The following is a 16,748-nucleotide window of genomic DNA, read 5'->3' as shown; positions in this document are numbered from 1 at the left end:
GCCGCCGGCGCCGGACAGCGGGCGAGCTGCCGTCATTTCACCGAGATTTCGTCGAAGTTGAACGAACCGTCCGGCATCACGTACATGCCGTGCAGGCGCTTGCTGCGCGCGTAGACGATCTTCTCCTGAACCAGGAAGATCCACGGCGCGTCGGCCCACACCAGCTTCTGCGCGTCGGCGTACAGCGCGGCCTTCTTCGCGTTGTCGGTCGTCTCGAGCGCCTTCGCGAGATCGTCGTCGACGGCACCGTTCTTGTAGTACGCGGTGTTGTAGAGCTTCGGCGGCGCCGACGTGGACGCGAGCAGCGGCGACAGCGCCCAGTTCGCCTCGCCCGTCGAGGCCGACCAGCCGCTGTAGTACATCCGCACCGGCGCCGCCGCCGGATCCTGCGCGCTCTCGACCTTCGCGACCCGCTCGCCGGCCTCGAGCGCCTGCACCTGCACCTTCACGCCGACTTGCGCGAGCTGCTGCTGGACGAACTGGATCAGCTTCTGCGCCGTCGAATGGTTGTACGCGGACCAGAGCGTCGACTCGAAGCCGTTCGGATAACCGGCCTCCTTCAGCAGCGCGCGCGCCTTCGCCGGATCGTACGGCCAGGGCCCGAGCTTGGTCGCGTATTCGACGCCGACCGGGGCGACGCCCGTCTGCGGGGTCGCGTAGCCGGCGAACACGACCTTCGCGAGCGCCTCCTTGTTGACCGCGTAGTTCAGCGCTTCACGCACCTTCGGATTGTCGAACGGCTTCTTCTGCGTGTTCAGCGAGATGTAGCGCTGGATGATCGAGGGCCGCTCGATCAGCTCGACCTTCGGATTGCTCTTCAGGTCGGCCGCCTGCTCGAACGGAATCGTGAACGCGAAATCCGCCTCGCCGGTCTTGAGCAGCGCGGCGCGCGTGTTGTTGTCGACCACCGGCTTCCAGTCGATCGAATCGACCTTCGGATAGCCCTTCTTCCAGTAGCCGGCAAACTTCTTCACCTTCATGTCGTCGGTCTGCTTCCATTCGACGAACTCGAACGGGCCCGTGCCGACCGGATGCAGCGACACGTCGCGCCCCCACTTCTTCAGCGCGGCCGGCGAGATCATCACCGCCGACGGGTGCGCGAGCGTGTTGATGAACGCGGAGAACGGCTCGCGCAGCGTGAAGCGCACCGTCATCGGATCGACCACCTCGGTCTTCTCGATCACGCGGAACAGCCCGTAGCGCTTCAGCTTGTTCGCCGGATCGGTCACGCGGTCGAAGTTCGCCTTCACCGCGTCGGCGTTGAAGTCGGTGCCGTCGTGGAACTTCACGCCCGGGCGCAGCTTGACCGTGTAGACCTTCGCATCGGGCGACGCCTGGTAGCTCGTCGCGAGCACGTTCACCAGCTTCATGTCCTTGTCGAAGCCGAACAGCCCTTCGTAGAACGACTTGACGACGGCCTGCGACACCGTGTCGTTCGCGTCGTACGGATCCATCGTCGTGAACGTCGAGTACACGGCGACCACGACGTTCTGCTGCGCGAACGCGGGCGCGGCGACCGACAGCGCGAGCGCGCCTGCCCCCGCGGCGAACAGCGCGCGCGGGCGGAACATCGGGAACGAATGCGGCTTGTTCATTTTGTCTGGCTCCTGTGGATGATTCGGTAACGCGTGGTGGAAATCGCGGCGCGGCTGCATCCGCTCCGGGTAGTGACGCCGTTGCCTGGCACGTGCGCAGCTGCGGTCCATATGCGCCTCGTCGCGCAATCAATACGCGCCGCCGACGCGATGCGTCGCGACGTAGTGATCGGGGCCGACCGCGACGAGCGGTGCGACGATCGGCTCGTCGCCGACCGCGCGGATCGGGCTCGGAATCTCGTCCGCCGCGAGCTGGCGCGGCGCATGCCGGCGTGCCGGGTCGGCCACCGGCACCGCGCTCATCAGCTTCCTCGTGTACGGATGCTGCGGCGCCTCGAACACCGCGCGGCGCGGGCCGATCTCGACGATCTGGCCGAGATACATCACCGCGACCCGATGGCTGACGCGCTCGACGACGGCCATGTCGTGCGAGATGAACAGATACGCGACGCCGAGCTCGCGCTGCAGGTCGAGCATCAGGTTCACGATCTGCGCCTGCACCGACACGTCGAGCGCGGACACCGATTCGTCGGCGATCACGACCTTCGGATTCAGCGCGAGCGCGCGCGCGATGGCGATCCGCTGGCGCTGGCCGCCCGAGAATTCGTGCGGATAGCGGCGCGCGGCCTCCGGCGGCAGGCCGACCTTGTCGAGCAGCCAGTCGACGCGCGCCTGCGCTTCGCGGCCGCTCGCGACACCGTGCACGAGCAGCGGCTCCATAATCGAGAAACCGACCGTCAGGCGCGGGTTCAGCGACGCGAACGGATCCTGGAAGATGAACTGGATGTTCCGGCGCAGCGCCTGCAGGTCCTGGCCCTTCAGCGCGCTGATGTCGCGGCCGTCGAATTCGATCGAGCCGCTCTGCGATTCGACGAGGCGCAGCAGCGAGCGGCCGGTGGTCGACTTGCCGCAGCCCGATTCGCCGACGAGCGCCAGCGTCTCGCCCGCGCGCAGCTCGAAGCTCACGCGCTCGACCGCATGCACGTACTGCGACACGCGGCCGAACACGCCGCTCTTCACCGGGAATCGCGTGACGAGATCGCGCACGCGCAGGATCGGCGGCGCGGCCGGATCGACGCGCGGCTGCCCGGCGGCGGGGACCGCGGCGGCATCGTTCGCATCGGCCGCATCACCCGCGTCGTTTGCGGCAGGCGCCGGCGCGGCCGCGCTCGCGCCGTCCACCTTCAGCAGCGGAAACTTCTCGGGGATATCGGTGCCGTGCATCGAGCCGAGCCGCGGCACGGCCGCGAGCAGCGCACGCGTGTAGCGATGCGCGGGCGTCGCGAAAATGCGCTCGGACTCGCCCTCCTCGACCTTCTCGCCGCGATACATCACGAGCACGCGATCGGCCACTTCGGCCACCACGCCCATGTCGTGCGTGATGAAGATCACGCCCATGTTCATTTCGTCCTGCAGGCCGCGGATCAGCTGCAGGATCTGCGCCTGGATCGTCACGTCGAGCGCGGTGGTCGGTTCGTCGGCGATCAGGAGCGCGGGCCGGCACGACAGCGCCATCGCGATCATCACGCGCTGCCGCATCCCGCCGGACAACTGGTGCGGATAGCGCGCGAACACGCGGCGCGCCTCCGGAATGCGCACGAGATCGAGCAGCCGCAACGCTTCCGCGCGCGCTTCGGTCGCGCTCTTCGACTGGTGCAGCGCGATCGCCTCGCTGATCTGGTCGCCGACCGGAAACACCGGGTTCAGCGACGTCATCGGCTCCTGGAAGATCATCGCGATGTCCGCGCCGCGGATCCCGCGCATCGTCGCCGCACTCGCCTGCGCGAGGTCGACGAGCGCGCCGCCGCGGCGCCGCAACGCGATCCGGCCGCTCGTGATCTCGCCGCCGCCGTGCTCGACGAGCCGCATCAGCGCGAGCGACGTGACCGACTTGCCGGAGCCCGATTCGCCGACGATCGCGAGCGTCTCGCCGCGATCGACGTGAAACGACACGTTGCGCACCGCGTCGAACGTCGCGTTCTCTCGTCGGAACATCACCGACAGGTCGTCGACGGCGACCACGCGCTGTTCCGGCAGCACCAGCGCGGACGGGGTTCGGCTCGAAGTCATGCGAAGGTCTCCTCGTACGATCCGGAATCAGGCCGCATCGTCGCGATAGATGCCGACCACGGGCGTCTCGCCGACGCGCGCGTAGCCGCGATACATCCCTTCCGTGTTGAACGGCATCGCGACGTTGCCGTGCGCGTCGACCGCGACGATCCCGCCGCGCCCGGCCAGGCGCGGCAGCTTGTTCATCACGACGTCGTGCGCGGCGTCGGCAAGCGACGCGCCGCGATAGGCCATCTGCGCGGCCACGTCGTGCGCGGTCGCGAGCCGGATGAACATCTCGCCGGTGCCCGTCGCGGAGACCGCGCAGGTCGCGTCGTCCGCGTAGCAGCCGGCACCGATGATCGGCGAATCGCCGACGCGTCCGGGCTGCTTGTTGGTGATGCCGCCGGTCGACGTCGCCGCCGCGATATGGCCGCGCAGGTCGCACGCGACCGCGCCGACCGTGCCGTGCTTGCGGTCGGGATCGAGTGGCTCGGCCGGCTGCCCGGCGCCGAACGCGAAGGTCGCCGCGTCGTGGTCGAGCATCATGCCGGCCGCCTCGCGCGCCTTGAGCCACTGCGCACGACGCGCTTCGGTGTCGAAGTAGCCGGGCTCGGCAAGTTCGAGGCCCTGTGCGGCCGCGAACGCATCGGCGCCCGCGCCCGCGAACAGCACGTGCTCGCTCGCCTCCATCACGCGCCGCGCGGCGAGGACCGGATTGCGCACGCGCGTCGCGCAGCAGATCGCGCCGGCCGCGAGCGTCGTGCCGTCCATCACCGCCGCGTCGAGCTCGTGCTTGCCTTCGGCCGTATAGACGGCGCCGCGCCCGGCGTTGAACAACGGACAGTCCTCGAGCATCCGCACCGCGACGGTGACGGCGTCGAGCGCGCTGCCGCCGTCGGCGAGCACCTTCTGCGCGGCCTGCAGGATCGCGGCGAGTTCGGCGCGGTAACGGCGTTCGGTGTCGGTGTCCATCGCCTCGCGCAGGATCGTGCCTGCACCGCCATGAATCGCGACGATCGCGGATGAAGTCATGATTTTTGCGGACCGGAAGAAGATGGGTTGGCGGCCGGCAGCGCCGCTTGCGGCTGGACCAGCCACGGCAACAGGAATTCGGTCATTTCGGCGGCGGACTTCGCGGAGCGGTGCGTGCGCAGCGCGACCGCGTCGATCAGCGCCTCGATCATCGTCAGCACGGCCGCTTCCGACGTGGCCGCGAAACGCCGCTCGGCCTTCACGTACAGGTTCAGCGACGCGATCGGTGCCAGCGGCGAACCGGGCCCGTCGGAAATGCCGAGCACGCGCGCGCCGCGCGCCGCCGCGCGGCGGGCCAGCTCGATCGTGTCCTTCACGTAGCGCGGAAACGCGAGCGCGATCACGAGATCGCGCGAGTCGGCCGTGTACAGGCGCCGCGCCGCATGCGACGGGCCGCCGAGCAGCGCGAGCGACTGCACGTTGTCGTGACACACCGACAGGCCATGTTCCATCAGCCCGGTCAGAAACGCGCTCGAACCGGCGCCGAGGATCAGCACGCGCCGCGCGCCGACGATCGCCTCGACGGCCGCTTCGACGTCGGCCGCATCCAGCTGCGCGCGCGTGTTCTCGATGTTCGTGACGGCCTGGTCGAACACCGCGTCGATCCACGCGGCGCCGCGCACGCCCTGCTCCTGCTCTTGCTCCTGCGCGGAACGCAGCCGTTCGACCGGGCCGAGCGTCGCCTCGAAGCCGCGCACGAGCGCCGCGCGCATCGCCGGATAGCCGTCGAAGCCGAGCGCCTTCGCGAAGCGGTTCGCGGTCGCGATCGATGCGTTCACGGCCTGCGCCAGCTCGTCGATCCGCATCGTCGCCGCGCGGAACGGATTTGCGAGCACGAACTCGCCCATCCGGCGGTGGATCGGCGTCATCCGCGGCATGGCCGAGGCGATGCGCTCCGCGATCGCGGATTCCTCGTGACTGACATCGTGCGGTACGAGCGGCGTCATGCGAATGGTTTTGCAAGGTGGATGAAAATAAATTTACACAATCTGCCGACAGGAAAAAAATAAATTTTCATCAGGGTTGTCACGCCCCTGCCGGGCCCGGCTGATCCGGTCAGCCCGGCGACAGACGCTCGGCCACGGCACGCGGGCGTTCGGCGCTCAATCGCCATGCAACGCGCCGGACATCCGATCTACTGGCCTCGGGAATACCCCAAGCATGTTCGTTCGAATGCAGATTCACGTTGACCTGATTCGAATTCGAACATAGGATGCTCGAAAATGATCAGTCGTCCGATAACATCGTCTTTCGACAACATCGAAATGTTCGATTGAATGCGGTCATTTTGAGAAAAACTGGGCGAATCGACGCCCACCAAGATCGGACATCGTACAAATAAGACTGAACGAGACGCCCTGACCGGGCGACTTGCATGGATCAGGAGACAGCAGTGAAAACAGTCAAGGCGTTGCGCTGGTGGATCATCGTGCTGGTATGCCTCGGCACGATCCTCAACTACCTCGCTCGAAACTCCCTCGCGGTGCTCGCACCGGAACTGAAGCAGGTGTTCGCGATCTCGACGCAGCAGTACTCGTATATCGTCGGCGCGTTCCAGATCGGCTACACGATCATGCAGCCGGTGTGCGGGTTCATCGTCGACCTGATCGGGCTGCGGCTCGGGTTTGCGCTGTTCGCGATGCTGTGGTCGGTGGTCGGCGTCGCGCACGGCTTCGCGTCGGGCTGGCTGTCGCTCGGCATCCTGCGCGGCTTGCTCGGGCTGTTCGAGGCCGCCGCGATTCCGTCGGGGATGAAGGCCGTCGCCGAATGGTTTCCCGATCGCGAGAAATCCGTCGCGGTCGGCTACTTCAATGCCGGCACGTCGCTCGGCGCCGCGATTGCGCCGCCGCTCGTCGTGTTCCTGTCGATGCGGTTCGGCTGGCAATCCGCGTTCATGGTCACCGGCGCCCTCGGCTTCCTGTGGGCCGCGCTCTGGTACACGCAGTACCGCTCGCCGGCCTATCATCCGCGCCTCACGTCGCAGGAGCGCACGCTGATCCGCGACGGCCAGGCCACGATGCCGGCCGTGTCGAAGCGCCGGATTCGCGACGTCGTCACCGCGCGCCGCTTCTGGGCGATCGCGCTGCCGCGCTTCTTCGCGGAACCCGCATGGCAGACCTTCAGCTTCTGGATTCCGCTGTACCTCGCCACCGAGCGCCACATGGCGCTCACGCAGATCGCCGTGTTCGCGTGGATGCCGTTTCTCGCGGCCGACCTCGGCGGCATCGCGGGCGGCTACCTGTCGCCCTACCTCGCGAACCGGTTCAAACTGCCGCTCGTGTGGTCCCGCGTCGCCGGCGTCGCGCTCGGTTCGGTGCTGATGCTCGGGCCGGCGATGATCGGGCTCGTGTCGTCGCCATACACGGCCATTGCCCTGTTCTGCGTCGGCGGCTTCGCGCACCAGATGATCTCCGCGCTCGTCAACACGCTGTCGGCCGACGTGTTCGATCCCGAGGAAGTCGGCACCGCCAGCGGCTTCGCGGGCATGGCCGCGTGGATCGGCGGGCTCGGCTTCTCGCTGCTGGTCGGCGCGCTCGCCGACAAGATCGGCTACGCGCCGCTGTTCGCGTGCCTCGGCCTGTTCGACATCATCGGCGTCACGCTGCTCGCGGTGCTGATCCGCGGGCAGTCGAAGCAGGAACGCCTGCTCGCGCAACACGCCTGACCTCCGTTTTCACCAGGAATCGCCTTCATGACTTCGCTTCTTCATCCGCCCGTGTTCCGCGTCGCCGCCCGCCAGGCGAACCGTGTGCTGCTCGCGTCCGACGCGGGCGCGACCCTCGAGATCTTCGTGCTCGAGGACGACATCGTGCGCGTGCGCGTGCTGCCCGACGCGACGGCGCGCAACCCGCGCACCTGGACGGTCGCACCGGGCCTCGACGACGTGCCGCTCGAGGGCCGCGACCGTCTCGACCTCGGCGGGTTCGCGCTGCCCGTCTACGACTTCGGCGAGGACGACGGCGGCGTGCGCATCGAAACCGCGCAGATCCGTCTCACGGTACGCCGGCAAGGCGGCCATTGCACGTGGTCGATGCGTGGCGCCGACGGCGCGTGGCGCGTCGTGCTCGCCGACCGCGCGACGCAGGCGTACAACTTCGGCTGGTGGGACGAGCGCGCCTATCACTACGTCGCCCGCGAGCGCGGCGACAAGGTGTTCGGCCTCGGCGAACGCACGGGCGACCTCGACCGTACCGGCGCGCGCTTCGAGATGCGCAACATCGACGCGATGGGCTACAGCGCGAAGCACACGGACCCGCTCTACAAGCACATCCCGTTCTACGTCACCTGGTCGCCCGACGCGTGCCAGGGCTTCGGGCTGTTCTACGACACGCTGTCGGATTGCGCGTTCGACATGGGCCGCGAGCTCGACAACTACCACGGTCTGTACCGCTACTTCGTCGCCGAGCACGGCGATCTCGACTACTACTTCATCGCATCGCCCGACACGCCGCTCACGGCCGCACGGCGCTTCACGTGGCTCACCGGGCGCCCGGCGCGCACGCCGAAATGGGGGCTCGGCTATTCGGGCTCGACGATGAGCTACACCGACGCCCCGGACGCGCAGCGCCAGATGAACCAGTTCGTCGAGCAGTGTGAATCGCACGACATCCTGTGCGATTCGTTCCACCTGTCGTCGGGCTATACGTCGATCGGCGCGAAGCGCTACGTGTTCAACTGGAACCGCGAGAAGTTTCCCGACGCGAAGGGTTTCGTGAAGCACTACCGCGACCACGGCATCCGCCTGTGCGCGAACATCAAGCCGTGCCTGCTGCGCGACCATCCCGCGTTCGACGACGCTGCACGGCGCGGGCTGCTGATCCGCTCGGCGTCCGGCGAGCCGGCATGGGTGCAGTTCTGGGACGAGGTCGGCGCATATATCGACTTCACGCAACCCGACGCCTGCCGCTGGTGGCGCGAGCAGGTCACGTCGGCGCTGCTCGACTACGGGATCGAGTCGACCTGGAACGACAACAACGAATACGAGATCTGGTCGCCCGACGCGATCGCGCACGGCTTCGGCCAGCCTTTCCCCGCGCGCGAGGCGAAAGTGCTGCAGACGATGCTGATGATGCGTGCGTCGCGCGACGCGCAGCGCGCGCATGCGCCGGCGCAGCGGCCGTTCCTCGTGTCACGCTCCGGCGGCGCCGGCATGCAGCGTTATGTGCAGACCTGGTCCGGCGACAACTACACGTCATGGGAAACGCTGCGCTACAACCTGAAGATGGGCCTCGGGCTCGCGCTGTCGGGCGTGTCGAACATCGGTCACGACATCGGCGGCTTCTCCGGTCCCGCACCGTCGCCCGAGCTGCTGCTGCGCTGGGTCCAGTTCGGCATCTTCATGCCGCGCTTCAGCATCCATTCGTGGAATGACGACGGCACCGTCAACGAACCGTGGATGTATCCGGAGATCACCGCGCGGATCGCTTCGCTGATCAAGCAGCGCTACCGGTTGCTGCCTTATCTCTATCACCTGCTGTGGCTGTCGACCACGCGCTACGAGCCCGTGCTGCGGCCGACCTTCGGCGACTTCCCCCGCGACCCGCGCTGCTACGACGAATGCGACGACATGATGCTCGGCGACGCGCTGCTCGTCGCGCCGGTGGTCGACCCGGGCCGCACCGAGCGCACGGTCTACCTGCCGTCGGGCGCGCGCTGGCTGTGCTGCGCGAGCGCGCGATCGTTCGACGGCGGCGCGAGCGTGACGCTGCCCGCGCCGCTCGACACGCCGGTGATGCTGTTGCGCGAAGGCCGCGTGCTGCCGCTGAACGTCGCCGAGCAACGCTTCGGCGCGCGCGCGGACACGCGCGGCTTCCTCGTCGCGCCGCGCATCGAGGACGGTGTCGCATACGGCGAATGCGTCGAGGACGACGGCGAAACGGAAGCGTGGCGCGACGGCGAATACGGGCTGTGGCGCATCGAGACCGGCCGCCAGGCGTCGGGCGAACTCGGCGTGTCGGTCCGCTGGGACGGCCGCATGCATCGCCCCGCCGAGCGCCTCGAGATCCTGCTGCCGGCGTCGCTGCAAGGCGCGCTTGCGGTGCGCGGCGCGCGCGTCGAGCACGATGCGCGGGACGGCGCGTGGCGTCGCCTCGTCGTGGCGCTCGACGACTGACCGCGCACGCTCGGGCAAGCGCCGAGCCATGTTCGGGCGGACCGCGCACGCGGCCCGCCCCGCCATCCAAGAGGAGGCCGTCCAGCCTCCCGCCCCCTGAAGAGACCTGGAGATCGACAATGAAGGCACCGCATCATCATTATGCAATCCTGATTTTATCCACCGCGTCGCTCGGCGCTTCCGCCGCCCATGCGCAGAGCAGCGTGACGCTGTACGGCGTGGTCGACGATTCGCTCGCGTACGTGAACAACCAGCAAGGCCACTCGAACGTGTACATGCGCGACGGCAACCTGTATGCGTCGAAGTTCGGGCTGCGCGGCGACGAGGATCTCGGCGGCGGCACGCACGCGATCTTCGATCTGCAATCCGGCTTCAACCTGAACACCGGCGCGCAAGCCGCCGCCGGCACGATCTTCAACCGCCAGGCCTTCGTCGGGCTGCGCAACGACCATTACGGCACGGTGACGGCCGGCCGCCAGTACACGCCGTACTTCCTGCTGGTCGGCCCCTACGCGTCGAGCAGCTGGCTGACCGGTGCGACCGGCGCGCATCCGGGCGACATCGACGGCCTCGACACGACCATCCGCGTGAACAACTCGGTCACCTATACGTCGCCGACCTTGTCCGGGCTGACCGCGAGCGCGATGTACGCGTTCGGCGGCATCGCCGGCGCGACCGGCAAGGGCAATACGTTCAGCGCCGCGCTGCGCTATGCGAACGGGCCGGTCGGGATCGCGGCCGGCTACCTGCGCATCAACAGCTCGGGTTCGTCGGCGGGGTTCCTGAATCCGGCGACCGCGGCGTCGGGCAGCTTCGCCGTGTCCGTGCTGAACCAGGGCTACCTGACCGCGAAGGCCGTCGAGCAGGTCGCGACAGCCGGCAACTACACGCTCGGCAACCTGACGATGGGCCTCAACTACTCGAACGTGAAGTACCTGCCCGGCAACGGCTCCGCGTTCGCGAATACGGCCGTGTTCAACACCTACGGCGCGCTCGCCGCGTACCGCTTCACGCCGACCTTCTCGGTGGCCGGCGCGTTCGCGTACACGCGCGCGTCGAAGGCGAACGGCGTGTCGAACGCGGCCCGCTACCAGCAGTATTCGCTGAAGGAGTCGTACAGCCTGTCGAAGCGCACGACGCTCTATGCGCTGCAGGCGTACACGCATTCGAGCGGGCGCACGCTCGGCGCGCAAGGTGCCGGCCATATCGTCGACGCGGCGCCGATCGTCGGCGACTCGCAGCAGCTCACGCCGTCGACGACGCACGGCCAGTTCGTCGGCATGGCCGGGATCGCGGTGACGTTCTGAAACCGCGGCAGCGCATCGCCCGCCGCCGCCCCGGACGGTCCGCATCGCCCGGGGCGCCGGATTCCGCGCCTCGTCTGCGCTCTGTCGCACGCGCCGCGCAGTGCGAGGGTTTTCGCCATCGGCCCGATACCTTACAATTCGTCGGGCTCATCCCTGCTGCTTGCCCCCTTCTTGCAGTCCCGACACCGCGCTACACTCGACGCACGCCGTATCAGGGTCCGACGTGCGACGCGCGCGCCGGGCGGCGTCGCGCCTCGTTGCGCCCACAACTGGATGCCAGCCATGCCAGGTTCCCGTCCCTCCACCCGCACGGCGTTCGAGCCGCAGGCCGTCGCCCCCAGCACGCCCGCCACCGCGCGCGAGGCCATGCTGATGCCCTTCTTCCACTGGGGCTTCCATGCGTGGGCGATCTACGGGCTGACGGGGCTCGTGCTCGCGTACTTCGGTTTCCGCTACGACCTGCCGCTGACGCTGCGGTCCGGGCTGTATCCGATGCTGCGGGAGCGCGTGAACGGCCGGATCGGCCACGCGGTCGACGCGTTCATCGCATCGTGCGGACACGCCGCCTCCGACGGAGTCGCACGATGAGCGGCCTGCTGCACGATCGCACCGGCGACTTCATCGCGCTCGCGACGCTCGCGGTGCTTTACCTCGGCGGCGTCGGCCTCGCGCTGTGGCGAATCCGCACCGCCGCGCCGCGCGGCAAGGTCTACTGGATCGTCTGCATCGCGTTGCTGGCCGGCGGTGCGATCGCGATCACCGCCAACCTGTCGCCCGTGCCGAACAGCGGCGAGATGCCGCCCGGTTTCGCGCTCGGCGTCGAGGCGGTGCTGCTCGGGCTCGCGCTCGTCGCGGCGGGCTGCGCGTGGCTGATGTTGCGTGCGAGGCGCGGCTGATATCTGTTGTTTGCGCGGCGGCGCGGCCTTGCCTTGTCATGTGCGAACCGCAGCGTGCATGCCGAACGTCGGTCGTCCTCGTAGCCGGACGCGTCATGCAGACGGCGCCCGCGCCGTGACGAGCCAGCACGCCGCGTCGAACCGCACGTCAGCGCCCTGCACGTAAGGCTCGAACGCAGCGCGCACCGTTTCGACCACGCGCCGCCGCGTCGCGTCGTCCGCGTCCTGAAGCGCGAGCCCGACCGGGCCCAGCCGCGCGATGTAGTCGTTCAACGCCGCCTCGGGCAACGCGCACGCCTGATCGATCGGCTCGATCGCGACGTCGGCCCAGCCGCTGTCCGACAGCACCGACGCGATCCGCTGCCGGTCGCCAAACGCGAATTGCCCCGGCGCCCCCGGCTGCCGCGCCGGGAGGTCCGGCAGCAACGTTGCCGCGACCCGCTCGGCCGTCGTCATGAACGGATTGTCGGCGGCGCCGCGCCATGCGACGAATCGCAGTTGCGCGTTCGCGCGCGCCGCGTGCCGCAGGTTCGCGAAGGCGCGCACCGGATCGTCGAAGAACATCACGCCGAAGCGCGACACGATCAGGTCGAACCGACCCGGCGCGAATGCATGCGTCTGCGCATCGGCATGCACGAAGCCGGCGCCGAGGCCGGCGCGTTCGGCACGCACCCGTGCGGCGGCAATCATCCGCGCCGAAATATCGACACCGGTACAGTGCGCGTGCGTGCCAAGCCGCCGTGCGATCGCGAGCGTCACCGCGCCGGTGCCGCAGCCGACGTCGAGCACGCTGCGCGCGGATGCCGCGGCCGCCGCGTCCGCGAGCAGCGTCTCGAACGGCTCGAACATCCGGTCGAGCGAGCACTGCGCGTCGACCCATGCCAGCCCCGACGGACCATTCCACAGCGCAGACTGCGCTTCGTTTGCCCGGCTGTCTTTCATCGTCGATTCTCCTGTTTTGTCCGTATCGTTGACCGTGATCCGGACTATGCTGCTTCAAGCCGGCTTGAGGTCAAGGCCGCGACCGCGGCACGACTCGCGCGCCGGCCGGCCGTCGGACTCCGCCCTTCACATTTCTTACACTCGCGCTGCGTATCGTTGACGACTTTCCTACGGTGCCTCTCATGCGACGACTCTTCCCGCGCGCACTGCTCGCGCGCTGCGCTCCGCTTGTTGCCCTCGCGGCGCTGTCCGCGTGCTCGAATCACATCGATACGCCCGCCGACCCGGCCAGCGCCGCGATCAACCTCCAGGCCGCGTGGGTCGAGATCGGCGACGCGAACCAGGCGATCGCACGTGTGATCACGAGCTACAGCCCCGCATCCGCGAGCGATCCGCTGTGCCCGCAACTGTCCGTCGACGGCAAGCTGTCGCGCATGACGTTGCGCGCCGGCGCCGCGACCGTCGCGCAGCGTCCGACGGCGAGCGCCGCGGCCGACTCGAAACCGTCGAGCTTCCCGGTGTCGGTCTGCGAAGCGGCGCTGCCGGCCGATGCGCAAACGGCGAGCGTCGCAGGCCGCGCACTGCCGCTGCCGAAAGCGCAGCCGCAGCGCATCGCGATCATCGCCGACACCGGCTGCCGGATGAAGAAGGCCGACAACGCATGGCAGGCGTGCAACGACGCAACGGTCTGGCCGTTCGACACGATCGCGTCGAGCGTCGCGAAGCTGTCGCCGGACCTCGTGCTGCACGTCGGTGACTATCACTACCGCGAAAACGCGTGCCCGCCCGACATCGCCGGCTGCAAGGACAGCCCGTGGGGCTATGGCTGGGATGCGTGGCAGGCCGACCTGTTCCGCCCGGCCGCACCGCTGTTCGCGAAGGCGCCGTGGGTCGTCGTGCGCGGCAACCACGAGGAATGCGCACGGGCCGGCCAGGGCTGGTACCGCTTCCTCGATCCGCGCCCGTATTCGGCGGCCCGTTCGTGCGACGATCCGGCCAACGACGACGACGCGAACTACTCGGATCCCTATGCGGTGTCGCTCGGCGGCGGCACGCAGGTGATCGTGTTCGACACCGCGAAGGTCGGCCGCAATCCGCTGAAGACGACCGACGCGCAATTCCGCATCTACCAGAAGCAGTTCCAGACGGTCGCGTCGCTCGCGTCGAAGGCCGGCATGTCGACGACGATCTTCACGAACCATCATCCGATCCTCGCGTTCGCGCCGATCGCCGGCAGCACGCCCGCGCCGGGCAACCTCGCGCTGCAGTCGGTGATGGCGAGCCTGAACGCGCAGGCGTACTACCCGCCCGGCATCCACGTCGCGCTGCACGGGCACGTGCACGACTTCCAGGCGATCAACTTCTCGTCCGGGCATCCGGCGACGATCGTGTCCGGCAACGGCGGCGACAACCTCGACGTCGCGCTGCCCGACCCGTTCCCCGCCGGCCTGACGCCGGCGCCGGGCGCCGTGATCGAACGGCTGTCGCACAACAACAGCTTCGGTTTCCTGATCATGGAGCGACGCGCGGCGCCGGCGACGGGCTGGGTGTTCCATGCGTATTCGGCGGCGGGCAAGCTGCTCGCGTCGTGCGACCAGGCGGGTAACACGCTCGCATGCGACAAGACGGGGTTCATCGCGCCGTGAGTGACGAAGTTCGATTGCACGGCGGTTTGATGGATTCGGCGTGTTCGGCGGATTCGGTGGATTCTGCGTATTCGGCGTGTTCGACGTGTTCGACGTGTTCGACGTGTTCGACGTGTTCGACGTGTTCGACGTGTTCGACGTGTTCGACGTGTTCGACGTGTTCGACGTGTTCGACGTGTTCGACGTGTTCGGCGTGTTCGGCGTGTTCGGCGGATGCGGCCGGCTGCCGGGAAGGACTGGCTGGATCGCGAAGGCAGCCGATTCCTTCGGTCGCCCTCGCCGGGCGTTCGGCGTTCGCCGCGGTTCCGGCCGCCGGCGGACGGGCGGTACGCGCCCTTGCCGCCGCCGCGCTCGCCGGAGCGGCGCTCGCGGCCCACGGCGCACCTGCCGAAACGACCCTGCTCCCCGGCGCGCCGCCGGCGCGTGTCGTCGGCACGATCGGCACCGGCACGCCGCAGGTGACCGGCAAGGTCGACGCGGCCACCGCCCGTTTCGCACCCGACCCGACGCTCGTTGCGCTGGGCCGCCGGATCTTCTTCGATCCGCGGCTGTCCGAGCCGCGCGGCATGTCGTGCGCGGGCTGCCACGATCCGGGGCGCGCGTTCGCGCCGACCTTGTCGGCCGCTTCGCTCGCGGGGCCGGGCGTGCCGGAAGGCAGCCGCCGCGGGCGCTTCAGCCAGCGCAACGCGCCATCGCTGCTCTACGTGCGCTACGTGCCGCGCCGCCACTTCTACCAGGACGACGACGCGCCTGCGCCGTCGCCGTTCGGCGGCCTGTTCAGCGACGGCCGCGCGGACACGCTCGCCGAACAGATCCGCGGGCCGTTGTTCAACCCGAACGAGATGAACAACCGGTCGCCGGCCGCGCTGCTGCGCAAGGTCGACGGCACCGAACTGGCGGACGATCTCGCCGCGCGCTTCGGCACGTCGGTGCGGCGCGATCCCGAGCGACTGGTGCGGGCGCTTGGCTCGGCCGTCGAGGCCTATCTGCAGAGCGACGAGATGGCGCCGTTCACGTCGCGCTTCGACGCGTTCCTGCGCACGCGCAAGCCGCTCGCGCCGGCCGAGATGCACGGCCTGGCGCTGTTCCGCAATCCCGACAAGGGCAATTGCATGAGCTGCCATACGCTGTCGGAAACGTCGAGCCGGCCGGAGCGCTCGCTCTTCACCGATTTCGGCTACGACGCGATCGCGGTGCCGCGCAACCCCGCGCTGCCCGCGAACCGCGATCCGCGCCATTTCGACAACGGTCTGTGCGATACGGCTGCGCGGCTGCGCTGGCCCGAGCCGACGCAATGGTGCGGCTACCTGCGCACGCCGGGACTGCGCAACGTCGCGGTCAAGCAGACGTTCATGCACAACGGCGTGTTCACGACGCTGCGCGACGCGGTCGCGTTCTACAACACGCGCTCGACCGACCCAGGCCGCTGGTATCACGGCGCCCGGACGTTCGACGACGTCCCGGCCGCCTATCGCGGCAACATCAACGTCAATTCGACGCCGATGAACCGCCGGCCCGGCACGCCGCCCGCGCTGACCGATGCGGAAATCGACGACATCGTCGCGTTCCTCGGCACGCTGACCGACGCACGCTACGCGAATCCCGTCCCGCCCGCCGCCCGGATCGCCCGGATCGCCCGCACCGCCGCGCCGGCGCGTTGACCCTGGCCGAACGGCCAGACGCGTGCGCATCCGCTTGCGGCCGCCGCAAACACTGGTTATATTTACAGTACTGTATTTATGAACAGTGAGGTGCGCGATGGAACATCTGGTCCGTATCGTCAACGACACCGATCGCCAAGTGCTGGCATGGCTGCGTGCGCAGGTGGGCGACGCCCGCGTCGAGCGTGCGGCGCGCCAGCTCGGGCATACGCGAAAGCCCTTTCCGTCGGCGGTATGCCGGTACCTGGGCATGAGCGCGCCGGCCACGCTGCGCCAGACGGAGCGGCCGCGTGCCGCACGCGACTTCTCGGTCGGGGATCGCTATCTGTCGCTGATCCGTCAGCACCTCGCCGCGCATGCGGTCAGCCGATGAAATCGCCGAAATCGTATCGTCGGCGCGTCGCCGCACGGCGGCCGGCTGGGGAGAACACGGCGAGCCGGATCGGCCGGCCCGTGCCCTCGTCACGACCGCCGAGCCCGGTAGCCAACGCGCCGGCCCGATCG

The 16,748-nt window shown here is 68.7% G+C and carries 13 protein-coding genes and 1 pseudogene; 8 read left to right on the top strand and 6 right to left on the bottom strand.

Annotation, left to right across the window (positions count from 1 at the left end):
- Positions 1-32: 32 nt before the first annotated feature.
- The 4 genes from gsiB to NQV17_RS11930 all read right to left on the bottom strand — a co-directional run bounded on the left by gsiB (position 33) and on the right by NQV17_RS11930 (position 5,626).
- The gene (gsiB, locus tag NQV17_RS11945; RefSeq protein ID WP_044842908.1) at positions 33-1,595 is read right to left on the bottom strand and encodes a glutathione ABC transporter substrate-binding protein GsiB; all 1,563 of its coding nucleotides are present in this window, start codon (positions 1,593-1,595) and stop codon (positions 33-35) included.
- Between the two features lie 129 nt (positions 1,596-1,724).
- Positions 1,725-3,665, bottom strand: a complete 1,941-nt coding sequence (locus NQV17_RS11940; protein WP_257772425.1) for a dipeptide ABC transporter ATP-binding protein — start codon at positions 3,663-3,665, stop codon at positions 1,725-1,727.
- Positions 3,666-3,692: 27 nt separating this feature from the next.
- Positions 3,693-4,679: an isoaspartyl peptidase/L-asparaginase family protein gene (locus NQV17_RS11935; RefSeq protein ID WP_044842906.1), complete on the bottom strand. Its 987-nt coding sequence runs from the start codon at positions 4,677-4,679 to the stop codon at positions 3,693-3,695.
- Positions 4,676-5,626, bottom strand: coding sequence for a MurR/RpiR family transcriptional regulator (locus NQV17_RS11930; protein ID WP_257772424.1), 951 nt, complete (start codon positions 5,624-5,626; stop codon positions 4,676-4,678). Before NQV17_RS11930 ends, NQV17_RS11935 begins: the two co-directional genes overlap by 4 nt.
- Before the next feature lie 446 nt (positions 5,627-6,072).
- Here NQV17_RS11930 and NQV17_RS11925 point away from each other — a divergent pair, with 446 nt between their 5' ends.
- The 5 genes and pseudogenes from NQV17_RS11925 (at position 6,073) to NQV17_RS11905 (ending at position 11,995) form a co-directional block, all read left to right on the top strand.
- Positions 6,073-7,344: an MFS transporter gene (locus NQV17_RS11925; RefSeq protein WP_124519659.1), complete on the top strand. Its 1,272-nt coding sequence runs from the start codon at positions 6,073-6,075 to the stop codon at positions 7,342-7,344.
- A gap of 27 nt (positions 7,345-7,371) precedes the next feature.
- A complete protein-coding gene (locus NQV17_RS11920; RefSeq protein WP_257772423.1) occupies positions 7,372-9,792 on the top strand; it encodes a glycoside hydrolase family 31 protein in 2,421 nt (806 codons plus the stop codon).
- 119 nt (positions 9,793-9,911) lie between these two features.
- Positions 9,912-11,099, top strand: coding sequence for a porin (locus tag NQV17_RS11915; RefSeq protein WP_257772422.1), 1,188 nt, complete (start codon positions 9,912-9,914; stop codon positions 11,097-11,099).
- A 318-nt stretch (positions 11,100-11,417) separates the two neighbouring features.
- A pseudogene (locus NQV17_RS11910) lies at positions 11,418-11,642 on the top strand (BCCT family transporter); the annotation flags it as partial.
- Between the two features lie 41 nt (positions 11,643-11,683).
- Positions 11,684-11,995 carry a hypothetical protein gene (locus NQV17_RS11905; RefSeq protein ID WP_044843140.1) on the top strand — a complete coding sequence of 104 codons (312 nt, stop codon included), beginning with the start codon at positions 11,684-11,686 and terminating at the stop codon, positions 11,993-11,995.
- Positions 11,996-12,088: 93 nt separating this feature from the next.
- On the opposite strand, the gene NQV17_RS11900 is transcribed toward NQV17_RS11905, so the two are convergent.
- Positions 12,089-12,937 (bottom strand): class I SAM-dependent methyltransferase, encoded by an 849-nt coding sequence (locus tag NQV17_RS11900; protein ID WP_257772421.1) that lies wholly within the window; start codon positions 12,935-12,937, stop codon positions 12,089-12,091.
- A 182-nt stretch (positions 12,938-13,119) separates the two neighbouring features.
- Here NQV17_RS11900 and NQV17_RS11895 point away from each other — a divergent pair, with 182 nt between their 5' ends.
- Positions 13,120-14,583: a metallophosphoesterase gene (locus tag NQV17_RS11895; RefSeq protein ID WP_257772420.1), complete on the top strand. Its 1,464-nt coding sequence runs from the start codon at positions 13,120-13,122 to the stop codon at positions 14,581-14,583.
- On the opposite strand, the gene NQV17_RS11890 is transcribed toward NQV17_RS11895, so the two are convergent.
- Positions 14,570-15,067 carry a hypothetical protein gene (locus NQV17_RS11890; protein ID WP_257772632.1) on the bottom strand — a complete coding sequence of 166 codons (498 nt, stop codon included), beginning with the start codon at positions 15,065-15,067 and terminating at the stop codon, positions 14,570-14,572. The two genes, NQV17_RS11895 and NQV17_RS11890, sit on opposite strands and share 14 nt — an antisense overlap.
- Between NQV17_RS11890 and NQV17_RS11885 the strand changes: the two genes are divergently transcribed.
- The gene (locus NQV17_RS11885; RefSeq protein ID WP_257772621.1) at positions 14,982-16,244 is read left to right on the top strand and encodes a cytochrome-c peroxidase; all 1,263 of its coding nucleotides are present in this window, start codon (positions 14,982-14,984) and stop codon (positions 16,242-16,244) included. The genes NQV17_RS11890 and NQV17_RS11885 overlap by 86 nt on opposite strands.
- A 97-nt stretch (positions 16,245-16,341) precedes the next feature.
- Entirely contained in the window at positions 16,342-16,617 is a 276-nt protein-coding gene (locus tag NQV17_RS11880; protein WP_257772419.1) for a hypothetical protein, read from the top strand.
- Positions 16,618-16,748: the final 131 nt, after the last annotated feature.

This window comes from Burkholderia sp. SCN-KJ (assembly GCF_024656005.1).
Classification (GTDB): Bacteria; Pseudomonadota; Gammaproteobacteria; order Burkholderiales; family Burkholderiaceae; genus Burkholderia.
Note: the sequence above shows the minus strand (reverse complement) of the source record. Positions and strands in the feature narration are given on the sequence as shown.